Raw genomic sequence first — 20,750 nt, 5'->3', positions numbered from 1 at the left:
CTCCTGATCAAACGGATTTTTCCGGGGCGGCGAAGGCCGCGCCGGCGTCGCGCGGACGCACGCGGATGAAGCCGATGGCCAACGCGCCGATGACGCCGGGCAGGGCGAAGGCCAGGAAGTTCTCCTGGAACGGCAGCTCCAGGGCCAGCAGGCTGCCGCCGAGCATGGGCCCGGCGATGGCGCCGAGGCGGCCGATGCCGGCGGCCCAGCCGACCCCGGTGGAGCGCACGTGGGCCGGGTAGAACTGCGAAGCGTAGGCGTGGATCACCGCCAGGGTGCCGATGGTGGTGGCGCCGGCGATCACCAGCAGGGCGTTGAGCAGCCAGGGGCCGGGGTTGATGCCCAGCGCCGCCAGCGAGGCCGCGGCCAGGGCGAAGAACAGCACCAGCGTGCGCTGGGTGCCGAGGCGGTCGGCCAGCCAGCCGCCGAAGAGCGCGCCGAGGGTGGCGCCGACGTTGAGGGTGACGAGGAACACCAGGCTGGAGGTCAGCGGGTAGCCGCCGTTGGCCATCAGCTTCGGCAGCCAGGTGTTGAGGCCGTAGCTCATCAGCATGCACATGGCGAAGCCGAGCCACAGCAGCAGCGTGCCCAGCGCCTGGCCGCCGGCGAACAGCTGCGGCAGGCGCGCCTTGTCCGCGTCGGCATGGGGCCTGGCGATCGCCAGTTCGGTCCCCGCACGGTAGTTCGGCTCGACCTTGGCCAACAGCGCATCGAGTTCGCCGCGTCGGCCCTTGAGTTCGAGGAACGCCGCCGATTCCGGCAGGTAGCGCAGCATCAGCGGTACGCTCAGCACCGGCAGCACGGCGACGTAGAACACCGACTGCCAGCCCCACTGCGGGATCAGCGCAATGCCGACCAGCGCCGAAAGCACCGCGCCCACAGAATAGAAGCTGGACATCACGGTGATCAGCGTGGCGCGGCGCCCGGCCGGGGCGAACTCGCTGATCAGGTTGACCGCGCTGGGCACCAGGGCGCCCAGCGCAAGGCCGGTGCCGAAGCGGCAGACGCCCAGCTCCAGCGGGTTGCGCGCATGCCCGGTAAGGAAGGCAGCGAGGCTCGCCAGCAAGGTCATCAGGATCACCAGGCGGCGCCGGCCGAAGCGGTCGGCCAGGGGCGCCAGCAGGGTGCCGCCGAAGAGCATGCCGAACAGCGCGCAGCTGCCCAGGGTGCCGGCCTGCACCGGGCTGAGCTGCCACTCGTGCATCAGGCGCGGCACCACCGAGCCGTAGACCACCATGTCGTAGCCGTCGAACAGCATGATGAAGCAGCCCCAGGCGAGGATCAGCCAGTGGGTGCGGTTGAAGCGGGCGGCGTCGATCACCGCCGCGACTGTCGTCTTGTGCATAACCACCTCTTGTTATTTTTCTGTGGGTGTAGCGGGAGGCGCCCCAGGCAGGGCGCGCACGCGTCAGGGTTCGATGGTCAGGGTGGGCACCTCGATCAGCACCGGCTCGTCGCCGGCCAGGGCGCGGGCCAGTTCCGCGCGCAGGCTGGCGGCGTCGGCCGCCTGCACCGAGCGCACGCCGTAGCCGCGGCCGAGCTGGCAGAAGTCCAGACCGGGCACGTCCAGGCCCGGGGCGTCGGGCACGTCGAGCACCCCGGCGAACCAGCGCAGCGCGCCGTAGGTGCCGTTCTTGAGGATGATGAACACCGCCGGGATGCGGTACTGCGCGGCGGTCCAGAGCGCGGTGATGCCGTAGTTGGCCGAGCCGTCGCCGATGATGCCGATCACCCTGCGCTGCGGTTGCGCCAGTTGCACGCCCACCGCCGCCGGTAGGCCGAAGCCCAGGCCGCCGGCGGCCGGGAAGAAGTAGCTGCCCGGCTCACGCATCTGCACGCGCTGCCAGAAGGCGGTCACGGTGGAGGTGGATTCCTTGACGAAGATGGCGTCGTCCGGGGCCTGCTCGTCGATCACGTCGAACACCGTTTCCGGGTGCAGCGGGCCCGCTTCGGCGGCGCGGGGCGCCGGGCGTGGCAGGGCTTCGGGCATCGGCCGCGCGCTGGGGCGAACCGACTCCACCAGGGCTTCGAGGGTGAGGAAGATGTCGCCGACCAGGGCATCGCCCATGGGTGCGCGGGCGGCCTCGCCGGGGTCGCAGGTGATGTGCACCAGCTCGGCGCCGGCGGGCAGGTAGTCGCCCGGGGCGAACTGGTGGTAGCGGAACACCGGGGCGCCTACCACCAGGATCAGGTCATGCCCGGCCAGCCGTTGCGAGATGCCGGCGATGGCCGCCGGCAGCACGCCGCGGAAGCACGGGTGGCGGGTGGGGAACGGGCAGCGCGAGGCAGACGGTGCGATCCAGGCCGGCATGCGCAGCTTCTCCGCCAGTTGCACGGCCAGCGGGTTGGCGCGGGCACCGTCGACGTCCGGCCCCAGCACCAGCACCGGGTTGCTCGCCCGCGACAGGCGCCCGGCCAGTTCGCCCAGTTGCGCCGGCGAAGGCAGCCCGGCGCTGGCCACGTTGCGCGCGGCCAGGTGCTCGACGCCGGCCGGCGCCGGCTGCGCCCAATCGTCGTAGGGAATCGACAGGTACACCGGGGCCTTGGGCGCCAGGTTCGCCATGTGGATGGCCTGGCTCAGCGCGCGCGGCACGTCCTGGGCGCAGGCCGGTTCGGCGCTCCACTTCACCAGCGGCTTGGGCAGCTGCGGCGCCTCGACGTTGGCCAGCATGGCCTCCACGCCGATCATCGAGCGCACCTGCTGGCCGGCGCTGATCACCAGCGGGCTGTGGCTGTACCAGGCGTTGGTCAGCGCGCCCATGCCGTTGCCGGTGCCGGCGGCGGCGTGCAGGTTGACGAAGGCCGGCCTGCCGCTGGCCAGGGCGAAGCCGTCGGCCATGCCGACCACCGCGCCTTCGTGCAGGCCGAGGATGTAGCGGAAGTCCGCGGGGAAGTCCTTGAGGAACGGCAGCTCGTTGGAACCGGGGTTGCCGAAGATGGTGGTCAGGCCGTGGCGACGGAGGATGTCGTAGGAGGCGCAATGGACGGTTTTCATGCTGGCCCTTCAGGCTCGTTCTTGGGTTTGCGCTACTGTCGCAGCGGCCTGATAATCGATCAAATCGATAGTCTTTCTATAGAAAATAAAAACCATCTATGTGACTGCCATGGCCCAGATCGACCTCAACCTGATCCGCACCTTCGTCACCCTCTACGAGGCCGGTAGCGTGACGGCCGCCGCCGAGCGCCTGTTCGTCACCCAGCCCTCGGTGAGCTACGCCCTGGCGCGGCTGCGCGAGCTGTTCGACGACCCGCTGTTCAGCCGCAGCCGCGACGGCATCCAGCCGACCTTCGTCGCCGAGCAGCTGTACGCCACCCTGCGCGAGGCGCTGACGCGCATCGAGGGCGCGGTGCAGAGCACCCGCCAGTTCGACCCGGCCACCACCGAACGGCGCTTCCGCATCGCCCTGTCGGACCTGGGCGAGCTGGGCTTCCTGCCGCTGATCCTGGCGCGGCTGAACCGCGAGGCGCCGCTGGCCGAGGTGGAAGTGCTGCCGCTGCAGGTCGACGAGGTGGGCGACTGGCTGGCCAGCGGCAAGGTGGACACCGCCATCTGCCGCCAGGCGGTGCCCGGCAGCCGCAGCCGGGTGCTGATCCAGGAGCGCTACGTGTGCCTGCTCAGCGCCGACCACCCGCGCATCGGCGAACGCCTGGAGCTGGCCGGCTACCTCGCCGAACGCCACGTGGTGGTGACGCGCACCTCCGGCCACGGCATCGCCGAGGACGTGCTCCAGGCGATGAAGCTGGAGCGCCGCATCGCCCTGCGCGTGCCGCACTTCTCGGTGCTGCCGAAGATCATCCCCGGCACCGACCTGCTGACCATCCTGCCGGCGCAGATCGCCCGCATGTTCGTCGCCGAGGGCGGGCTGAAGATGCTCGAACTGCCCTTCGCCGTGCCGGCGTTCGAGGTGTCCCTGCACTGGCGCGCGAGCAGCGAGCAGTCGGCGGCGCTGGAGTGGTTCCGCAACGCCATCGCCGACGCGATCCTCGAAGGGCAGCATTGAGGCGTCCTCAGTGCGCGGCCAGCGGCTCGCCGGCCGGCGCCGCCGGGCGCAGGCCCAGCAGCACCAGGGCGGCGGCGGCGAAGACCACGGCGAACACGCCGTACAGGTGCAGCGGTTGCCAGCCGCCGTCCAGCAGCAGCCCGGCCACGGTGGGCGAAAGAATGGCGCCCAGGCGGCCCACTCCGATCGCCCAGCCCACCCCGGTGGCGCGCACGCAGGCCGGGTAGATCAGCGGCGACAGCGCGTAGAGCCCGGCGATGCAGCCGTTGGCGAACAGCCCAATGAACAGCCCCAGGCCGAGCGCGGCAGCCAGTGACGAGGCCGAGCCGAGGAACAGCACCAGCAGCGCGGCGGTGACCAGCATGAAGCCCTGCAGCACCCGCGCCAGCGGCACGCGCGCCGAGAGCGCGCCGACCAGGGCGGCGCCGAAGATGCCGCCGATGCTCAGCAGCACGCCGCCGGTGATGCCCTGCTGCGCGGTGAGGCCGGCGGCGGTGAGCAGCTTGGGCGTCCAGCTCATGATGAAGTAGAAGCCGAACATGGCGAGGAAGAACAGCAGCCAGATCAGCAGCGTCGAGCGGCGCAGCGTGGGGGCCAGCAGCTGCAGCATCGCCACGCCGGAGGCCTCGCGCGAGCGGGCTTCGGGCAGCGCATCCAGGCTGCCCAGACCCAGGCGCCGGGCCAGGCCGTTGACCCGCGCCAGGGCGTTGGCCGGGCGGCGGGCGAGAAGGAAGTCCAGCGACTCGGGCAGGCCCGCCAGCACCAACGGGATGGCCGCCAGGGAGATCAGGCCGCCGGCCAGGAACACCGAGCGCCAGCCCCAGTGGCCGATCAGCCACACCGCCAGCAGCCCGCCGAAGGTGGCGCCCAGGGCGTAACCGGTGGACTGCAGGCTGACCGCCAGGGGGCGCCAACGGCGGTTGGCGTATTCGGCGGCGATCACGTTGCTGCTGGCGAGGATGCCGCCGATGCCCAGGCCGGTGAAGCCGCGCAGCAGGGCCAGTTGCATCGGGCTCTGGGCCAGGGCCGAGCACAGCATGCCAAGGCCGCACAGCAGCAGGCAGAAGAGGATCAGCGGGCGGCGCCCGAAGCGGTCGGCGCGCGGGGCGATGAACAGCGAGCCGGCGGCCATGCCGAACAGCCCGGCGCTGAGCAGCAGGCCGACCTGGGCGCCGTTCAGGCTCCACTCGGCGGAGACCGAGGCGGCGGTGAAGGCCATCACCAGCACGTCGAAGCCGTCGATCATGTTGAGCAGGATGCAGATGCCGATGGCCGTCCACTGGAAGCGGTTCATCGGGCCCTGGTCGAGGGCATGGCGCAGGTCACGATTCATGGGCGCACCTCCGGCGGACGGAGGTTCGGGAATGGGCGCACGGCATGGCGGGTTCCTCTTGTTCTTGTTGTGGAGGCGTTGGTGGCGCACACCCTGGCAGCAGTGGATCCCGAAAACAAGCCCTATTGGATCCCAAAAACACGGAATGGACTGACGGAATCTACAGAGCCCACAGCCTTTACGATGCCAGAACCCCTATTTATCAGAGCCTTCATCCTGAACATGGAATTCGTTCGGTTATCGAACTGATTATTTTTCGACCACTACAGTTGACAGGCCTTCCGCACGAAGCCAACCATTGGATCCAATAAAAACCACAAGATGAGGATCGCCCCATGTTCCCGAAGAACGCCTGGTACGTCGCCTGCACCCCCGACGAGATCGCCGAGAAGCCCCTGGGCCGGCAGGTCTGTGGCGAAAAGATGGTCTTCTACCGCGGCCCCGAAGGCCGCGTGGCGGCGCTGGAGGACTTCTGCCCGCACCGCGGCGCGCCGCTGTCGCTGGGCTTCGTCGAGGACGGCAAGCTGATCTGCGGCTACCACGGCCTGGCCATGGGCTGCGAAGGCCACACCGAGTCCATGCCCGGCCAGCGCGTGCGCGGCTTCCCGGCGATCCGCAAGTTCGCCGTGGAAGAGCGCTACGGCTTCATCTGGGTGTGGCCGGGCGACGCCGCGCAGGCCGACCCGGCGCTGATCCACCACCTGGAATGGGCCGACAACCCGGACTGGGCCTACGGCGGCGGCCTGTACCACATCCAGTGCGACTACCGGCTGATGATCGACAACCTCATGGACCTGACCCACGAGACCTACGTGCACGCCAACAGCATCGGCCAGAAGGAGATCGATGAAGCCGCGCCGAAGACCCGCGTGGAAGGCGATGAGGTGATCACCGAACGGCACATGGAAAACGTCATGGCCCCGCCATTCTGGCGCCTGGCCCTGCGCGGCAACGGCCTGGCCGACGACGTGCCGGTGGACCGCTGGCAGATCTGCCGCTTCACCCCGCCCAGCCACGTGCTGATCGAAGTGGGCGTGGCCCACGCCGGCCACGGCGGCTACCACGCCCCGGCGCAGCACAAGGCGGCGAGCATCGTGGTCGACTTCATCACCCCCGAGACAGAGACCTCCATCTGGTACTTCTGGGGCATGGCGCGCAACTTCCAGCCGCAGGATGAGGCGCTCACCGCGACCATCCGCGAGGGCCAGGGGAAGATCTTCGGCGAGGACCTGGAGATGCTCGAACAGCAGCAGCAGAACCTGCTGCGCTACCCGCAACGGCAACTGCTGAAGCTCAACATCGACGCCGGCGGCGTGCAGTCGCGGCGCATCCTCGAACGCCTCTGCGCGGCCGAGCAACAGCAACCCGCCGCCGCGCTCATCGCCAGCGCCTGAGCCCCATTCCAGAGCCGGCCCGCGAGGCCGGCCAAGCGTGAGACCGCCACCGTGCTAGACGTCGTCATCACCCGCGTGCAGCGGGAAACCCCGGACATCCTCAGCCTCGAACTGGCCCGCCCCGACGCCAGCCCCCTGCCCGCCTTCAGCGCCGGCGCGCACATCGACCTGCACCTGCCGGGCGGACTGGTGCGCCAGTACTCGCTGTGCAACGCGCCGGAGGAAACCCACCGCTACCGCATCGCCGTGCTGCGCTGCGCCGACTCGCGCGGCGGCTCCCGCGCGGTGCACGAACTGCAGGCCGGCCAGCCGTTGCGCATAGGCGAACCACGCAACCTCTTCCCCCTCGCCGAAGGCCCGGGGCGACGTCTGCTGCTGGCCGGCGGCATCGGCATCACCCCGCTGCTGAGCATGGCCGAGCAGCTTTCGCGCAGCGGCGCCGACTTCGAGCTGCACTACTGCGCGCGCTCGGCGCAGCAGGCGGCCTTCGTCGAGTACCTGGCGCAGTCCGCGTTCGCCACCCGCGTGCATTGCCACTTCGATAATGGCGAGCTGGCGCGGCGCCTCGATGTAGCCGCGCTGCTGGCGGCGCAGGCGGGCGATGCGCAGCTGTACACCTGCGGCCCGGCGGGCTTCATGGAGCACGTGCTGGACAGTGCGCGTGCCCTGGGCTGGGACGAGTCGCGCCTGCATCGCGAGTACTTTGGAGCCGAACCGGACGTGGGCGGGGAAGCCTTCGAGGTGCAGCTGGCGAGCAGCGGGCAGGTGGTGCGCGTGGAGGATGGGCAGAGTGTGGTGGAGGCGCTGCGGTGCGTCGGCGTGGAGGTGCAGGTGGCGTGTGAGCAGGGTATCTGTGGTACCTGCCTGACGCGGGTGCTGGAGGGGGTGCCGGAGCATCGTGACCAGTACCTGACCGAGGATGAGCAGGCTGCCAATGATCAGTTCACGCCTTGCTGTTCGCGGTCGCGGAGTTCGCGGTTGGTGTTGGATCTGTAGGGGTGGGATTGCTTGGGGAGTTTCCCGTGTAGGAGCGGGCCCTGCCCGCGAATCGCGCGCAGGGCGCGCTCCTACACCCTCAGGCAAACACACCGCCCCGTAGGATGGGTTGAGCGAAGCGATACCCATCACCGCGACCGCATGGGTTTCGCAGGCTCAACCCATCCTACGCAGAGCGCCTCGGCGCGGCCGGCAGAACCATGGTCCTACGACCGCTCTCTTTCCCCCGCCACGGACTTCTTCAACACCGCCACCCCCTCGCGCGGCGGGTGGAAGTATTCGGCGTAGCGCAGGGTAGCGTTGGCATGCTCGCGCATGATCGCCTCGGCGCGGGCGCCCTGGCCGTTGACCAGGGCGTCGTAGGCGGCGTGGTGCTGCATGTGGGCGAAGTTGAAGCGCTGGTATTCGCGGGGCAGGTTGTCGCGGTCCACCGCCAGCGAGCTGACCGAGGCGAACGGCAGGTGGTCGTTGCGCGCCAGGGCCTCGGCGATGGCGCGGTTGCCGCTGGCCTCGATGATCGCCTGGTGAAAGCGCATGTTGAGGCTGTGGTAGGCCTCCAGGTCCTCGGGCAGCACGTGGCCCTTTTCGAAGATGCGGTCGCCTTCGTCCAGGCATTGCTGAAGCTGCGCCCGCGTCTGCTCGGAGATACCGCGCTCGGCCGCCTGGCGCGCTGCCAGCCCTTCCAGCACGCCGCGTACCTCCACGGCGCCGGCGATGTCGTCCTCGGTGACCTCGCGCACCGTATAGCCACGGTTGCCGGCCTTGACCAGCAGCCCCTCCTGCTCCAGCACGCGCAACGCCATACGCACCGGCATGCGCGAAACCTGCAGGCGCTCGGCGGTGGGAATCTCGACGATGCGCTCGCCGGCGGCCAGTTCGCCGGAGGCGATCATCTTGCGCAGTTCAGCCAGCACGCGTTGGCCTGGTTTGCTCATCGAGGGGGCTCTTGTGGCGGAGGAGTTGGCGGATGATAACGCGGCGTGGTGCTTTTCGTAGGAGCGAGCTTGCTCGCGAATGGCGTTACCCGGCAGCTGCGCAGCTGGCCCCAACCCCGGTCCCCTCTCCCCAGCCCTCGGCTGCGCGCCCCGCCCTGAAGGGAGAGGGGGCTTGTCCGTGCCGGCTGAAAGCAAGGCTTCAGCCGGGCGTCACAGCATCCGGCGAACTCCAGAACATCCAAGCGCTCCGAACGGTCCCCTCTCCCTTCAGGGAGAGGGTTAGGGAGAGGGAGCGGAGTCAAGCCAACGCAGAGGAATCGCCGGAAAACTCCGTTCGCGAGCAAGAACTAGGCGTCCCCCTCGCTCCTACAAGAGCCCGCGCTCCTCACCCCTTGCGATGCACCGAGAACCCCGCCCAGGCCTGACTCACCGGCATGATCTCCAGGCTGTTGATGTTGATGTGCGGCGGCTGGTTGACGATCCAGTGGATGGTCTCGGCGATGTCTTCGGGCTGCAGTGCCTCGGTGCCGGCGTAGGTCTTGTCGTAGCGGGCCTGGTCGCCGCCGAAGCGCACCAGGGAGAACTCGCTTTCGCACAGGCCCGGTTCCAGGTTGCTGACGCGCACGCCGGTGCCCTGCAAGTCGCAGCGCAGGCTCAGGGAGAATTGTTCGACGAAGGCCTTGGTGGCGCCGTAGACGTGGCTGCCGGGGTACGGCCACTGGCCGGCCACCGAGCCGAGGTTGAGGATGCTGGCGCCGCGGCCGTGGGCGATCAGCCGGGGCAGCAGCAGGCGGGTGCAGTACATCAGGCCCTTGATGTTGGTGTCGACCATGGTGTCCCAGTCGTCCAGGTCGCACTCCTGCGCCGGGTCGGCGCCCAGGGCCAGGCCGGCGTTGTTGATCAGCGCGCGCAGCTTGTCGAAGCCGGCCGGCAGGTTGTCCACGGCGCGGGCCACGGCGGCGCGGTCGCGCACGTCGAGGGTGAGCGGCAGGACTTCGGCCTGGGCGGACAGCTCCTTGGCCAGGGCCTGCAGGCGGTCTTCGCGGCGGCCGGTGATCACCAGCGACCAGCCGTCGCGGGCGAAACGGCGGGCGCAGGCTTCGCCGAAGCCGGAGGTGGCTCCGGTGATGAACAGGGTGGGAGTCATGGGCCAATTCCTCTGCTGGCGGTTTTTCTGTCGGACTTCGCAGGATAGCAGCCCTGCCCCGCCGGCCAGCGCTACAGCGGCCGTCCACAATGGCCGAACAGTTCGGCAGGCGCCCAGGGACGCGGGACGGAGAGGTTTTCCCCCAGGTTTTCCACAGGCTGTTCCACAGCCGGCAGCGGTTTTCCCGAATACCTGGCGAGCGCCTGCCACGGGCGCAGAAGCCCAGATGTTTCGCGGCTTGCGCCATGCCCCTGGTCAGTATTCAGGCAGTGCTGCGCAACCCACGGCGCGCCTGGGCCGGGAGCAGCTTTCCCAAGCTTATCCACAGTTTGCCCAACAGATTCCGTGGACAACCCGCTAGCCGCCCTGCTCCACCAGCAGGCGCGCGGCGATCAGGTCTTCCAGGGCGTAGCCGACCGATTTGAACAGGGTGATTTCCTGGTCGTCGCGGCGCAGCCCCCGGCCCTGCAGCAGGTCGCCGAGCTGGGTGTGGATGGCCGATTCGGCGATGGCACCCTCGGCCAGGGGAATCAGCAGGTCGCCGGCTTCCTCCAGCGCGCCTTCGCGGGTGTCGACGACGATGCGCGCGCGGCGCACGGCTTCGCTGTCGGTCTCGCGCATGCTCGGCAGGAAGGCGCCGACCAGGTCGAGGTGGGTGCCGGGGCTCAGCCATTCGCCGCGCACCAGCGGCTCGCGGGAGGTGGTCACACAGCTGATGGTGTCGGCCGCGGCCACGCCTGCGGCGAGGTCTTCGCAGGCGCGCACCGGGTAGCCTTCGCCGGCCAGGCGCTCGACCAACGCGGCGACCTTGGACGGGTGCCGGCCCCAGATGGCGACGTCGGTGTAGTCACGCACCGCGCAATGGGCGCGCACCATGTGCGGCGCCAGGGTGCCGCTGCCGACGATGAGCAGGCGCTCGGCATCGCGCCGGGCCAGGTGGTCCGCCGCCAGGGCCGAGGTGCAGGCGGTGCGCCGGGCGGTAAGTTCGGAGGCTTCGAGCAGCGCCAGCGGGCGGCCGTCGACACCGTCGAACAGGCAGAACAGCGCCGCCACCGCCGGCAGGCCGCGCGCGCCGTTGCCGGGGAACACGGTGACCAGCTTGACGCCGATGTCCTGCCCTGGGCGCCACACCGGCATGGTCAACAGCGTGGCGTCGCCGGGCAGCGCATGGCAGCCGCGCACCGGCGCCTCGCAGGCGCCGGCCAGGCCCTGGCGCAGGGCTTCGATCAGTTGTGGATAAGCCAGGCGCTCGGCGACGTCGGCGTTGGTGAGGAAACGGACATCGTGCATGGAGACTCCCCATAAAGTCAGGTGAGCCCTTGTAGGAGCGAGGGGGACGCCTAGTTCTTGCTCGCGAAGCTTTTCCGGCGAGAAGGGTTCGCGAGCAAGCTCGCTCCTACGAAGAGCAGATGTGCGGTCAGTGCCCACCCAGATAGGCGTCGCGCACCTCCTGGTTGCCCAGCAGTTCCGCGCCCGTGCCGCTCATGCGGATCTCGCCGTTGACCATCACGTAGCCGCGGTCGGAGAGCCTGAGCGCATGGTTGGCGTTCTGCTCGACGAGGAACAGCGTCATGCCGGTCTGCGCCAGTTCGCGCAGGGTCTGGAAGATCTGCTTGACCACGATGGGCGCCAGACCCAGGGAAGGTTCGTCGAGCAGCAGCAGCTTGGGCCGGCTCATCAGCGCGCGGGCGATGGCGAGCATCTGCTGCTCGCCGCCGGACATGGTCATGGCGCGCTGGTTGCGCCGCTCCTTCAGCCGCGGGAAGAGGTCGAACATGCGCTGCATGTCTTCCTGGGCATGGTCCATGCCGATGGGGATGGTGCCCATCAGCAGGTTCTCCTCCACGCTCATGTCGGGGAACACCCGGCGCCCTTCCGGCGACTGCGCGATGCCGTTGGAGGCCACGTAGTGCGCCGAGCGCCGGGCGATGTCCTGGCCGCGGTAGAGGATCTGCCCGGCGGCCGCGCGCGGCTGGCCGAAGATGGACATCAGCAGGGTGGACTTGCCGGCGCCGTTGGCGCCGATCAGCGCCACCGTCTCGCCTTCGCCAACGGTCAGGGAAACCTTCTTCAGCGCCTGGATCGGCCCGTAGAACACATCCACATCACGGAATTCCAGAATCGGCGCCGTCATGCGACCTCCTCTTCGTCTGCGCCCAGGTAGGCGGCGATCACCTTGTCGTTGCTGCGGATCTCCGCCGGCAGGCCGCGGGCGATTACGTCGCCGTGGTCGAGCACGATGATGTGGTCGGAGATGTTCATCACCATGCCCATGTCGTGCTCGATGAGCAGCACGGTGATGCCGTGGTGGTCGCGCAGGAAGCGGATGATCCGGCTCAGCGCCTGGGTCTCGGCCGGGTTGAGGCCGGCGGCCGGTTCGTCCAGGCAGATGATTTCCGGGCGCGTGCACATGGCCCGGGCGATCTCCAGGCGGCGCTGCTGGCCGTAGGACATCTCGCCGGCCAGGCGGTTGGCGCAGTCCACCAGGTCGACCACTTCCAGCCAGTAGAAGGCGTGGTCCAGCGCGTCGCTTTCCGCGCGGCGGTAGCCGGGGGTGTTGAGGATGCCGGCGACCAGGTTGCGGTTGGCGTACATGTGCTGCGCCACCAGCAGGTTCTCCACCACCGACATTTCGCGGAACAGGCGGATGTTCTGGAAGGTGCGCGCCAGCCCCGCGCGGTTCACCAGGTGGGTGCCGCCGAACATCTTGTAGTAGACGCGGCTGCCGAATTGCGCCGGGTTGATGAAATCGCCGCCCTGGAACGGCTGGCCGAGGATCTTGATGACGTCGGTGGTGCCGCCCTGGGTGTTGAGCAGGATCTTCCCGCCGGTGGCCTTGTAGAAACCGGTCAGGCAGTTGAACACCGTGGTCTTGCCGGCGCCGTTGGGGCCGATCAGCGCGGTGATGGAGCCGCGCTCCACGTCCAGGTTGACGTCGTTGAGCGCCTTGATGCCGCCGAAGTGCATCATCAGGTGCTCGACGCTGAGAATCTTGTCGCTCATGGCGCCACCCCCTTGCGTGCGGCGAAGCCCCGGCGGTTGATGCGGATCAGCCCGCGCGGGCGCCAGATCATCATCAGCACCATGAGCATGCCGAACAGCAGCACGCGGTAGTCGGCGAAGCTGCGCAGCAGCTCCGGCGTCACCGTCAGCACGAAGGCGGCGATCACCACCCCGAGGGTCGAGCCCATGCCGCCGAGCACGACGATGGCGAGGATCAGCGCCGACTCGAAGAAGGTGAACGACGACGGGTTGACGAAGCCCTGGTAGCTGGCGAAGAACACCCCGGCCAGGCCCGCGGTGGAGGCCCCGAGCATGAAGGCCGAGAGCTTGACCAGCACGTGGTTCAGGCCCAGCGAGCGGCAGGCGATCTCGTCCTCGCGCAGCGCTTCCCAGGCGCGGCCCACCGGCATGCGCGTCAGCCGGTGCTTGACGTACAGCACCAGCAGCACCACCAGGAACAGCACGGCGTAGATGAAGATGAACTTGAGGTTCTGGTTGTAATCGATGCCGAGGAACTCGTGGATGGGCGTGCCGCCCTCCTTGGCGCGGCGGCCGAACTCCAGGCCGAAGAAGGTCGGCGCCGGCACCTGCATGCCGTTCGGGCCGCCGGTGAAGGACAGCCAGTTGTTGAGGATCAGGCGGATGATCTCGCCGAAGCCCAGGGTCACGATGGCCAGGTAGTCGCCGTGCATGCGCAACACCGGGAAGCCCAGTAGCGCCCCGGCCATGGCCGCGGTGATGGCGGCCAGCGGCAGCACCGTCCAGAAGCCCAGGCCCAGGTACTGGTAGCCCAGCGCCAGGCCGTAGGCGCCGATGGCGTAGAAGGCCACGTAGCCCAGGTCGAGCAGCCCGGCCAGGCCCACCACTATGTTCAGGCCCAGGCCCAGCAGCACGTAGATCAGCCCGAGGATGACCACGGTGAGCAGGTACTTGTTGGCGAAGAACGGCAGCGCCACGGCGGCCACCACCAGCAGCGGGATGATCCAGCGCAGGCGCGTCTTGTAGCCCGGCGGCAGCACCTGGATGCCGGAGTCGGAGCCCTCGAAGCGGTCGAGCACGCGGCTGCCGACGGTGGTCTGCAGGAACAGGCTGAGCACCAGGCGCCCGGCCATGACCGCGCCGACCATCCAGGCCAGGCGCACCGGTTGCAGGTTGAAGCTGTAGCCGTCGAGCACGATGCCGACGATGGGGCCGAACACGATGAGGGCGACCAGGCCGGCCAGGACGGTGTCCACCAGGCTCTGCTTGAGGTCGATGCGCGGGGCGGAAGCGGTTGCGGTAGCCATGCTCACACCTTCGATACCTGGGGCCGGCCCAGGAGTCCTTGCGGTCGGAAGATGAGGATGGTCACCAGCAGGCCGAAGGCGAACACGTCCTTGTAGTCGGTGTTGACCATGCCGGAGAACTGCGCCTCGGCAACGCCGAGGATGAGGCCGCCGAGCATGGCCCCGGGCAGCGAGCCGATGCCGCCGAGCACCGCGGCGGTGAACGCCTTGATGCCGATGATGAAGCCGGCGTAGAAGTCGAAGGTGCCGTAGTTCATGGTGATCAGCACGCCGGCCAGCGCGGCCATGGCGGCGCCGATGACGAACACGTAGGAGATCACCCGGTCGGTGTTGATGCCCAGGATCGAGGCCATCTTGCGGTCCTGCTGGGTGGCGCGGCACATGCGCCCGAGCTTGGTGTACTGGATCACGTAGGTGAGCACGGCCATGCCGGCGAAGGAGGCCAGCAGGATGAACAGCTTGGTGTAGGTCAGCTGCACCCAGCCGTCGCCGATGTGGAGCTTGAAGGCGCCTTCGAGCAGCGTCGGCACACCCTGCTGGCGCGGGCCCTGGGACAGCTGCACGTAGTTCTGCAGGATCAGCGACATGCCGATGGCGCTGATCAGCGGCGCCAGGCGCGTGGAGTTGCGCAGCGGCTTGTAGGCGATGCGCTCGATCACCCAGCCGTACACGCCGGTGACCAGGATGGTGAAGATCAGCGTGCCGAGGATCAGCAGCGGGAAGGAATGCAGGCCGAAGAAGGCCAGCAGCGCCAGGCCAATGGCGGAAAGGTAGGCCGATACCATGTAAACCTCGCCGTGGGCGAAGTTGATCATGCCGATGATGCCGTAGACCATCGTGTAACCGATGGCGATCAGGCCGTAGACCGACCCGAGGGTCAGCCCGTTGATCATTTGCTGGAGAAAGATGCCGTCCACGATTGGATACTCACGCAAGCGGGGCAGGAAAAGGCTGACGCGGCGCGCCTGATGCGGCTCGTGACCGCCAGCGGGCGACGTCGACCTGCGGGGATGCCGGCGCCGCTCGTGGCGGCGCCGGCAGTCGGCGCTTCAGGCCGGGATCACTTCTTGAAAGCGTCCAGCTGGTGGTACTTGCCCTTGTCGTCCCACTCGTAGACCACGTAGTCGGAGACTTTCAGGTCGCCCTTCTGGTCCCACTCCTTCTTGCCCATCACGGTCTGCACCGGGTGCGACTTCAGCCACTTGGCAGCGGCCGCCGGGTCGGTCTTGCCAGCGCCGTTGAAGCCGGCCGCCAGGGCCTGCACCGAGGCGTAGGCGTAGAGGGTGTAGCCCTCGGGCTCGAAGCCGCCGGCGCGGAACTTCTCGACCACCGCCTTGCCGTCGGGGATCAGCCGCGGGTCGGCGCCGAAGGTCATCAGCACGCCCTTGACGTATTGCGGGCCGCCGGCGGTGGTGACCAGTTCGTCGGTGACGATGCCGTCGTCGGACATGAACTTGGCGGTCAGGCCCTGCTCGCGCATCTGCCGCACCAGCGGGCCGGCCTCGGGGTGCAGGCCGCCGAAGTAGACGACCTCGGCGCCGGAGGCGCGGATCTTGGTGACCAGGGCGTTGAAGTCCTTCTCGCCGCGGGTCAGGCCTTCGTACAGGACTTCCTTCACGCCGCGCTTGTTCAGCTGCGCGCGGGTGGCGTCGGCCAGGCCCTGGCCGTAGGTGTCCTTGTCGTGGATGACCGCGACCTTCTTGGCCTTGAGCACGTCGACGATGTAGTCGCCGGCGACGATGCCCTGCTGGTCGTCGCGGCCGCACATGCGGAACATGCCGGAAAGGCCGCGCTCGGTGACCGCCGGGTTGGTCGAGCCGGGGGTGATGGCGATGATGCCGGCCTCGTCGTAGACCTCGGAGGCGGGGATGGTGGAGGAGGAGCAGAAGTGGCCGACCACCGCCACCGCCTTGTCTTCGTCGACCAGGCGGTTGGCCACGGCCACGGCCTGTTTCGGTTCGCAGGCGTCGTCCGCCTTCACCAGCTTGATCTTCTCGCCGTTGACGCCGCCGGCGGCGTTGATGTCCTCGGCGGCCTGGGTCGCTCCGCGCCAGTATTGCTCGCCGAAGGATGCGTTGGCCCCGGTGTGCGGGCCGGCGACGCCGATCACGACGTCGGCCTGGGCGAGAGAAGTCATGCCCATCGCGGCGGTTACCGCCAGGGCCAGAAAGCCTTTTCTGAAAATCTTCTGCGACATGGAGTTTTGCTCCTGAGGTTTTTGTGGTGACGCGCGAAACAACAGATGTTGGCGATTAGCCAACAGCAAGCCGCGTGCCATCCGTTTTTGTTATTCGAAAAGTCGGACAGCAGAACCGGCCAGGGCCGGCAGAAAACAGCTTTTGGCGTGTGCAACCCCCAAAAACAAAAGGTGCAACCCAAACATCCGATGGGCGCAACCGTCCATCCCGCGAGCTGGCACAACCAGCAGCCAACGGGCGCAACCCGAGCGGTAACCATCGCTGTCACCTAACTGCACATTCTCGGTGCGCGCCCATCGAGGTAACGCACCAAAAAGGCTAGACCAAAGTGCAGAAGGGGCCAGACGAGGCGGACGGGGCCGGGCGCCCCCGTCCTGGGCGCGCCACTAGATCACCACGCGCAGGCACTGCCCGGCGTGGTAGAGCGAGAAGCCCGCCTCGTACAGGCAGCTGCGCAGGCCCGCCGCGGAAACCTCCTCCAGCGGCCGCAGGGGCATGGGCAGGGCGCTGGCCTCGCCGCGCAGCAGGAAGTCGGCGAAGGCCTTGCCCACCACGGTGCCGGTGGTCACCCCGCGGCCGTTGTAGCCGCTCATGGCGAGCAGCCCCGAGGCCGGCTCGAACAGGCGCATCAGGTGATCGGGGGTGAAGTCGATGCAGCCGGTCCAGGTGAATTCCCAGTCCACCTTGCCCAGCCGCGGGAAGTAGTGCTGCTGGATGCGGTCGGCCCAGCTGCGGATGAACCACTCCGGCTTGCCGGTGCCCTTGCCCAGGCTGCCGAGCAGCAGGCGGCCGTCGGCGTCGCGGCGGATGCTGCTGAGCACCTGGCGGGTGTCCCAGGAGCCCTGGCCGCCGGGCAGGATGCGCGCGGCCTCGGCGCCCTCCAGCGGGCGCGAGGCGACCTGGTAGTAGTAGCCGGGGAAGAAGGTGCGGCGCAGTTGCGTCCACTCGCCCTCGGTGTAGGCGCTGGAGGCGATCACCACCTTCTGCGCCAGCACGCTGCCCTCGCCGGTGATGACGCGCCAGGCAGCGCCCTCGCGCTCCAGCGCGGTCACCGCCGAGTTGTGGTACAGCCCGCCGCCCAGCTCGACCACGGCGCGGGCCAGGCCGCTGACGTAGGCCATGGGGTTGAGGGTGCCGGCGCGACGGTCGAGCAGCGCGCCGGCGATGCGCTCGGTGCCGCAGGCCTCGGCGCAGGCCGCGCCGGTGAGCAGCTCCACCGGGGCGCCACGGCGCTGCCATTGCTCGCAGCGGCTGCGCAGGTCATCCAGGCCGCGCTGGTTGTGGGCCATGTGCAGGGTGCCTTCGCGGCGCGCCTGGCAATCGATGGCGTACTTGTCGATCAGGGAAAAGACCAGCGAGGGCGCCGCGCCGAGCATGCGGTTGAGGCGCGAGCCGACTTCCTGGCCCATGCCCGCCTCGATCTCGTCCGGCGGAATCCACAGGCCGGCATTGACCAGCCCGACGTTGCGCCCGGCGCCGCCATGGCCGGTGCGATGGGCCTCCAGCACGTACACCCGCCGCCCCGCCTCCAGCAGGTGCAGGGCCGCGGAGAGCCCGGTGAAGCCGGCGCCGACGACGCACACGTCGGCCTCGTGTTCCCCCAGCAGCGACGGCGCCTGCGGCCGCTCGGGGGTCAGGTGTTCCCACAGACACTCTTGGCGAAGCGACATCCAGCGATCCTTCTACGCGAACCTTGTGAATGACTCTGTACTGCAGCTGGCAGCCCCTGTAGGAGCGAGCTTGCTCGCGAACCGACTCCGCTGCGGGGCCCGTTCGCGAGCAAGCTCGCTCCTACGAAGAGCGGGGCCGCTCCCGGCCGGTAGGCCTCAATCGAACACTATGCCCTGGGCCAACGGCAACTCCCGCGACCAGTTCACGGTGTTGGTCTGCCGGCGCATGTAGGCCTTCCAGGCGTCGGAGCCGGATTCGCGGCCGCCGCCGGTTTCCTTCTCGCCGCCGAAGGCGCCGCCGATTTCCGCGCCGCTGGGGCCGATGTTGACGTTGGCGATGCCGCAGTCGCTGCCGATCGCCGACATGAAGGCTTCCGCCTCGCGCACGTCGGTGGTGAACACGCAGGACGACAGGCCCTGGGGCACGGCGTTGTTCAGCGCCACCGCCTCGTCGAAGTCCTTGTAGGGGACCACGTAGAGGATCGGGGCGAAGGTCTCGCTGCGCACCACGTCGCTCTGCTCGGGCATCTCGACGATGGCCGGGGAAACGTAGAAGGCGTCGGGGAACTGCTGTTGCAACTGGCGCTCGCCGCCGAACACCACGCCGCCCTCGCCGCGCGCCTGCTCCAGCGCGCCCTGCATGGCCAGGAAGCTGCGTTCGTCGATCAGCGGGCCGACCAGGTTGCCCTGCAGCGGGTGGCCGATACGCACTTTCGAATACGCGGCCTTCAGGCGGGTAACGATCTCGTCCTTCACCGATTCGTGGGCGATCAGCCGGCGCAGGGTGGTGCAGCGCTGCCCGGCGGTGCCCACGGCGCTGAACAGGATGGCGCGCACGGCCATGTCCAGGTCGGCGCTGGGGGCCAGGATCATGGCGTTGTTGCCGCCCAGTTCGAGGATGCTGCGGCCGAAGCGCGCGGCGACGCGCGGGCCCACTTCGCGGCCCATGCGGGTGCTGCCGGTGGCGCTGACCAGAGCCACGCGCGGGTCGTCCACCAGGGCCTCGCCGGCGGCGCGGTCGCCGATCAGCACCTGGCTGAGGCAGGCCGGGGCGTCGCCGAACTGCGCCAGGGCCTTGTCGAACAGGGCCTGGCAGGCCAGCGCGGTGAGCGGCGTCTTCTCCGACGGCTTCCACACCACCGGGTTGCCGCACACCAGGGCCAGCGCGGTGTTCCACGACCATACGGCGACCGGGAAGTTGAAGGCGCTGATGACGCCGACCACGCCCAGCGGCTGCCAGGTCTCGCGCATGTGGTGGCCGGGGCGCTCGGAGGCGATGGTCAGGCCGTAGAGCTGGCGCGACAGGCCGACGGCGAAGTCGCAGATGTCGATCATCTCCTGCACTTCGCCCTGGCCTTCCTGGGTGATCTTGCCGGCTTCCCAGGACACCAGCTCGCCCAGCTCGGCCTTGTGCGCGCGCAGCTGCTCGCCGAACAGCCGCACCAGCTCGCCGCGACGCGGCGCCGGCACCGCGCGCCAGGCGGCGAAGGCCTGGGCCGCGCGGCCGATCTTCTGCTCCACTTCGGCGGCGCTTTCCAGGCGCACGGCGCCCAGGCGGCTGCCGTCGATGGGGCTGTGGATGACATGGTCGCCGTTGGAGTAGAGGGAGGAATCGACTCCCAGTTTCTCGAGCAGTGCGGAAATCATCGCGTCTCCTGAGCCAGTCGGTTAAGCCATTGGAATGCAAGCAGTAATAACCGGCTTGCAGGCGGCCAACAAACAACGTTTCCTATGCACATCATTCCGTAAATTCATGCCAGGGGCAGCTCCGCGTCGGCGGAGCTGCCCTACCTGCATTCACAGAGCCGACCACGACGATGCTCAACAAACGCCACCTGCCCTCCATGACCGCCCTGCAGTGCTTCGAGGCCGTGGCCCGGCACCTGAGCTTCACCCGCGCCTCGGAGGAGCTGGCGCTGACCCAGAGCGCGGTGAGCAAGCAGGTGGCGCAGCTGGAGGAAATGCTCCAGCACCTGCTGTTCCGCCGCGTGCGCCGGCGCCTGCAACTGACCCCGGCGGGCGAGCTGTACCTGCAGGAGGTGCGCAAGATCCTCAGCCAGGTGGAGCTGTCCACCCGCTACCTGCTGTCCTACGGCGGCGAGACCGAGGTGCTGCGCGTGTCCACCCCGCCCACTTTCGGTGCGCGCTGGCTGATCCCGCTGCTCAACGGCTGGCGCCATCGCCACCCGAACATCCACCTGGACCTGCGCCAGGAACTGGAGCCCGACGACCTGCTGCACTCGCGCTGCGACGTGGCCTTCTTCTTCGGCCCCGGCACTCTGCCCGGCGCCGAGTGCCTGCACCTGTTCGGCGAGGAAATGCTGCCGGTGTGCTCGCCGGCGATCCTCCCGGCGCAGCCGCTGGACGATCCGCTGCAGCTGGACGAACTGGTGCTGCTGCAGAACGCCACCCGCCCGGAGGCCTGGCACGAGTGGTTCGCCAGCCTCGACCGGCGCAGCGAGCACAGCTTCCATGGGCCGCGCTTCGACACCTTCTACATGTGCATCCGCGCCGCCCAGGCCGGCTGCGGCGTGGCCCTGCTGCCGCGCTTCCTGGTGGAGGAGGAACTGGCCGAAGGCAAGCTGGTGGTCGCCTGGCCGCACAGCCTGCAGAGCCGCAGCGCCTACTACCTGGCCTACCCGGAGCAGGCCGCGGCGGTGCCCAAGGTGCGCGCCTTCGTCGAGTGGATCGGCGAGCACCTGGAGCGGCCCTGAAGCGCCCGCGACCATCCGGGCATCGCCCGGCACGCCGTGTGCTGGTATTTTTTCCGCATCCGACGGGCCGCGC

The 20,750-nt window shown here is 68.9% G+C and carries 17 protein-coding genes; 4 read left to right on the top strand and 13 right to left on the bottom strand.

Features of this window, described 5'->3' with window-relative positions; translation table 11 throughout:
- Positions 1-7: 7 nt before the first annotated feature.
- Both M8R19_RS19235 and mdlC read right to left on the bottom strand, forming a co-directional pair.
- Entirely contained in the window at positions 8-1,345 is a 1,338-nt protein-coding gene (locus M8R19_RS19235) for an MFS transporter (protein ID WP_249918623.1), read from the bottom strand.
- Between the two features lie 63 nt (positions 1,346-1,408).
- Positions 1,409-2,995, bottom strand: a complete 1,587-nt coding sequence (gene mdlC / locus M8R19_RS19230; RefSeq protein ID WP_249918622.1) for a benzoylformate decarboxylase — start codon at positions 2,993-2,995, stop codon at positions 1,409-1,411.
- Positions 2,996-3,104: 109 nt separating this feature from the next.
- Between mdlC and M8R19_RS19225 the strand changes: the two genes are divergently transcribed.
- The gene (locus tag M8R19_RS19225) at positions 3,105-4,001 is read left to right on the top strand and encodes a LysR family transcriptional regulator (protein WP_116424253.1); all 897 of its coding nucleotides are present in this window, start codon (positions 3,105-3,107) and stop codon (positions 3,999-4,001) included.
- A gap of 7 nt (positions 4,002-4,008) precedes the next feature.
- Here the strand turns inward: M8R19_RS19225 and M8R19_RS19220 are convergent, their stop codons facing one another.
- Entirely contained in the window at positions 4,009-5,334 is a 1,326-nt protein-coding gene (locus M8R19_RS19220) for an MFS transporter (protein ID WP_249918621.1), read from the bottom strand.
- Between the two features lie 335 nt (positions 5,335-5,669).
- Here M8R19_RS19220 and M8R19_RS19215 point away from each other — a divergent pair, with 335 nt between their 5' ends.
- Both M8R19_RS19215 and M8R19_RS19210 read left to right on the top strand, forming a co-directional pair.
- A complete protein-coding gene (locus M8R19_RS19215) occupies positions 5,670-6,728 on the top strand; it encodes a Rieske 2Fe-2S domain-containing protein (RefSeq protein WP_116424251.1) in 1,059 nt (352 codons plus the stop codon).
- Positions 6,729-6,779: 51 nt separating this feature from the next.
- Positions 6,780-7,724 (top strand): PDR/VanB family oxidoreductase, encoded by a 945-nt coding sequence (locus M8R19_RS19210; protein ID WP_249918620.1) that lies wholly within the window; start codon positions 6,780-6,782, stop codon positions 7,722-7,724.
- A 206-nt stretch (positions 7,725-7,930) separates the two neighbouring features.
- Here the strand turns inward: M8R19_RS19210 and M8R19_RS19205 are convergent, their stop codons facing one another.
- From M8R19_RS19205 to amaB, 10 genes are all read right to left on the bottom strand, one after another.
- On the bottom strand, positions 7,931-8,659 hold the full coding sequence (locus tag M8R19_RS19205; protein ID WP_069862412.1) for a GntR family transcriptional regulator: 729 nt from the start codon (positions 8,657-8,659) through the stop codon (positions 7,931-7,933).
- A gap of 385 nt (positions 8,660-9,044) precedes the next feature.
- Positions 9,045-9,806, bottom strand: coding sequence for an SDR family oxidoreductase (locus M8R19_RS19200; RefSeq protein WP_009613404.1), 762 nt, complete (start codon positions 9,804-9,806; stop codon positions 9,045-9,047).
- Positions 9,807-10,163: 357 nt separating this feature from the next.
- Entirely contained in the window at positions 10,164-11,096 is a 933-nt protein-coding gene (lhpI, locus tag M8R19_RS19195; RefSeq protein ID WP_249918619.1) for a bifunctional Delta(1)-pyrroline-2-carboxylate/Delta(1)-piperideine-2-carboxylate reductase, read from the bottom strand.
- 127 nt (positions 11,097-11,223) lie between these two features.
- Complete coding sequence (locus M8R19_RS19190) at positions 11,224-11,940, bottom strand: ABC transporter ATP-binding protein (protein ID WP_058071166.1); 717 nt, start codon at positions 11,938-11,940, stop codon at positions 11,224-11,226.
- Entirely contained in the window at positions 11,937-12,809 is an 873-nt protein-coding gene (locus M8R19_RS19185) for an ATP-binding cassette domain-containing protein (RefSeq protein ID WP_074985104.1), read from the bottom strand. Before M8R19_RS19185 ends, M8R19_RS19190 begins: the two co-directional genes overlap by 4 nt.
- The gene (gene livM / locus M8R19_RS19180; RefSeq protein WP_074985106.1) at positions 12,806-14,095 is read right to left on the bottom strand and encodes a high-affinity branched-chain amino acid ABC transporter permease LivM; all 1,290 of its coding nucleotides are present in this window, start codon (positions 14,093-14,095) and stop codon (positions 12,806-12,808) included. Before livM ends, M8R19_RS19185 begins: the two co-directional genes overlap by 4 nt.
- A gap of 2 nt (positions 14,096-14,097) precedes the next feature.
- Entirely contained in the window at positions 14,098-15,012 is a 915-nt protein-coding gene (locus M8R19_RS19175) for an ABC transporter permease subunit (RefSeq protein ID WP_074985108.1), read from the bottom strand.
- Positions 15,013-15,155: 143 nt separating this feature from the next.
- Positions 15,156-16,292 (bottom strand): branched-chain amino acid ABC transporter substrate-binding protein, encoded by a 1,137-nt coding sequence (locus tag M8R19_RS19170; protein ID WP_074985110.1) that lies wholly within the window; start codon positions 16,290-16,292, stop codon positions 15,156-15,158.
- A 387-nt stretch (positions 16,293-16,679) separates the two neighbouring features.
- Positions 16,680-17,963, bottom strand: coding sequence for an L-pipecolate oxidase (gene amaA, locus M8R19_RS19165; protein WP_249918618.1), 1,284 nt, complete (start codon positions 17,961-17,963; stop codon positions 16,680-16,682).
- Positions 17,964-18,119: 156 nt separating this feature from the next.
- On the bottom strand, positions 18,120-19,610 hold the full coding sequence (amaB, locus tag M8R19_RS19160) for an L-piperidine-6-carboxylate dehydrogenase (RefSeq protein WP_249918617.1): 1,491 nt from the start codon (positions 19,608-19,610) through the stop codon (positions 18,120-18,122).
- A 170-nt stretch (positions 19,611-19,780) separates the two neighbouring features.
- Between amaB and M8R19_RS19155 the strand changes: the two genes are divergently transcribed.
- Positions 19,781-20,677, top strand: a complete 897-nt coding sequence (locus tag M8R19_RS19155; protein ID WP_249918616.1) for a LysR family transcriptional regulator — start codon at positions 19,781-19,783, stop codon at positions 20,675-20,677.
- Positions 20,678-20,750 lie beyond the last annotated feature (73 nt).

Source organism: Pseudomonas sp. R3.Fl, from assembly GCF_023516765.1.
Classification (GTDB): domain Bacteria; phylum Pseudomonadota; class Gammaproteobacteria; order Pseudomonadales; family Pseudomonadaceae; genus Pseudomonas; species Pseudomonas citronellolis.
The sequence above is the reverse complement of the archived record's forward strand: the minus strand, read 5'-3'. Positions and strand labels throughout refer to the sequence as shown.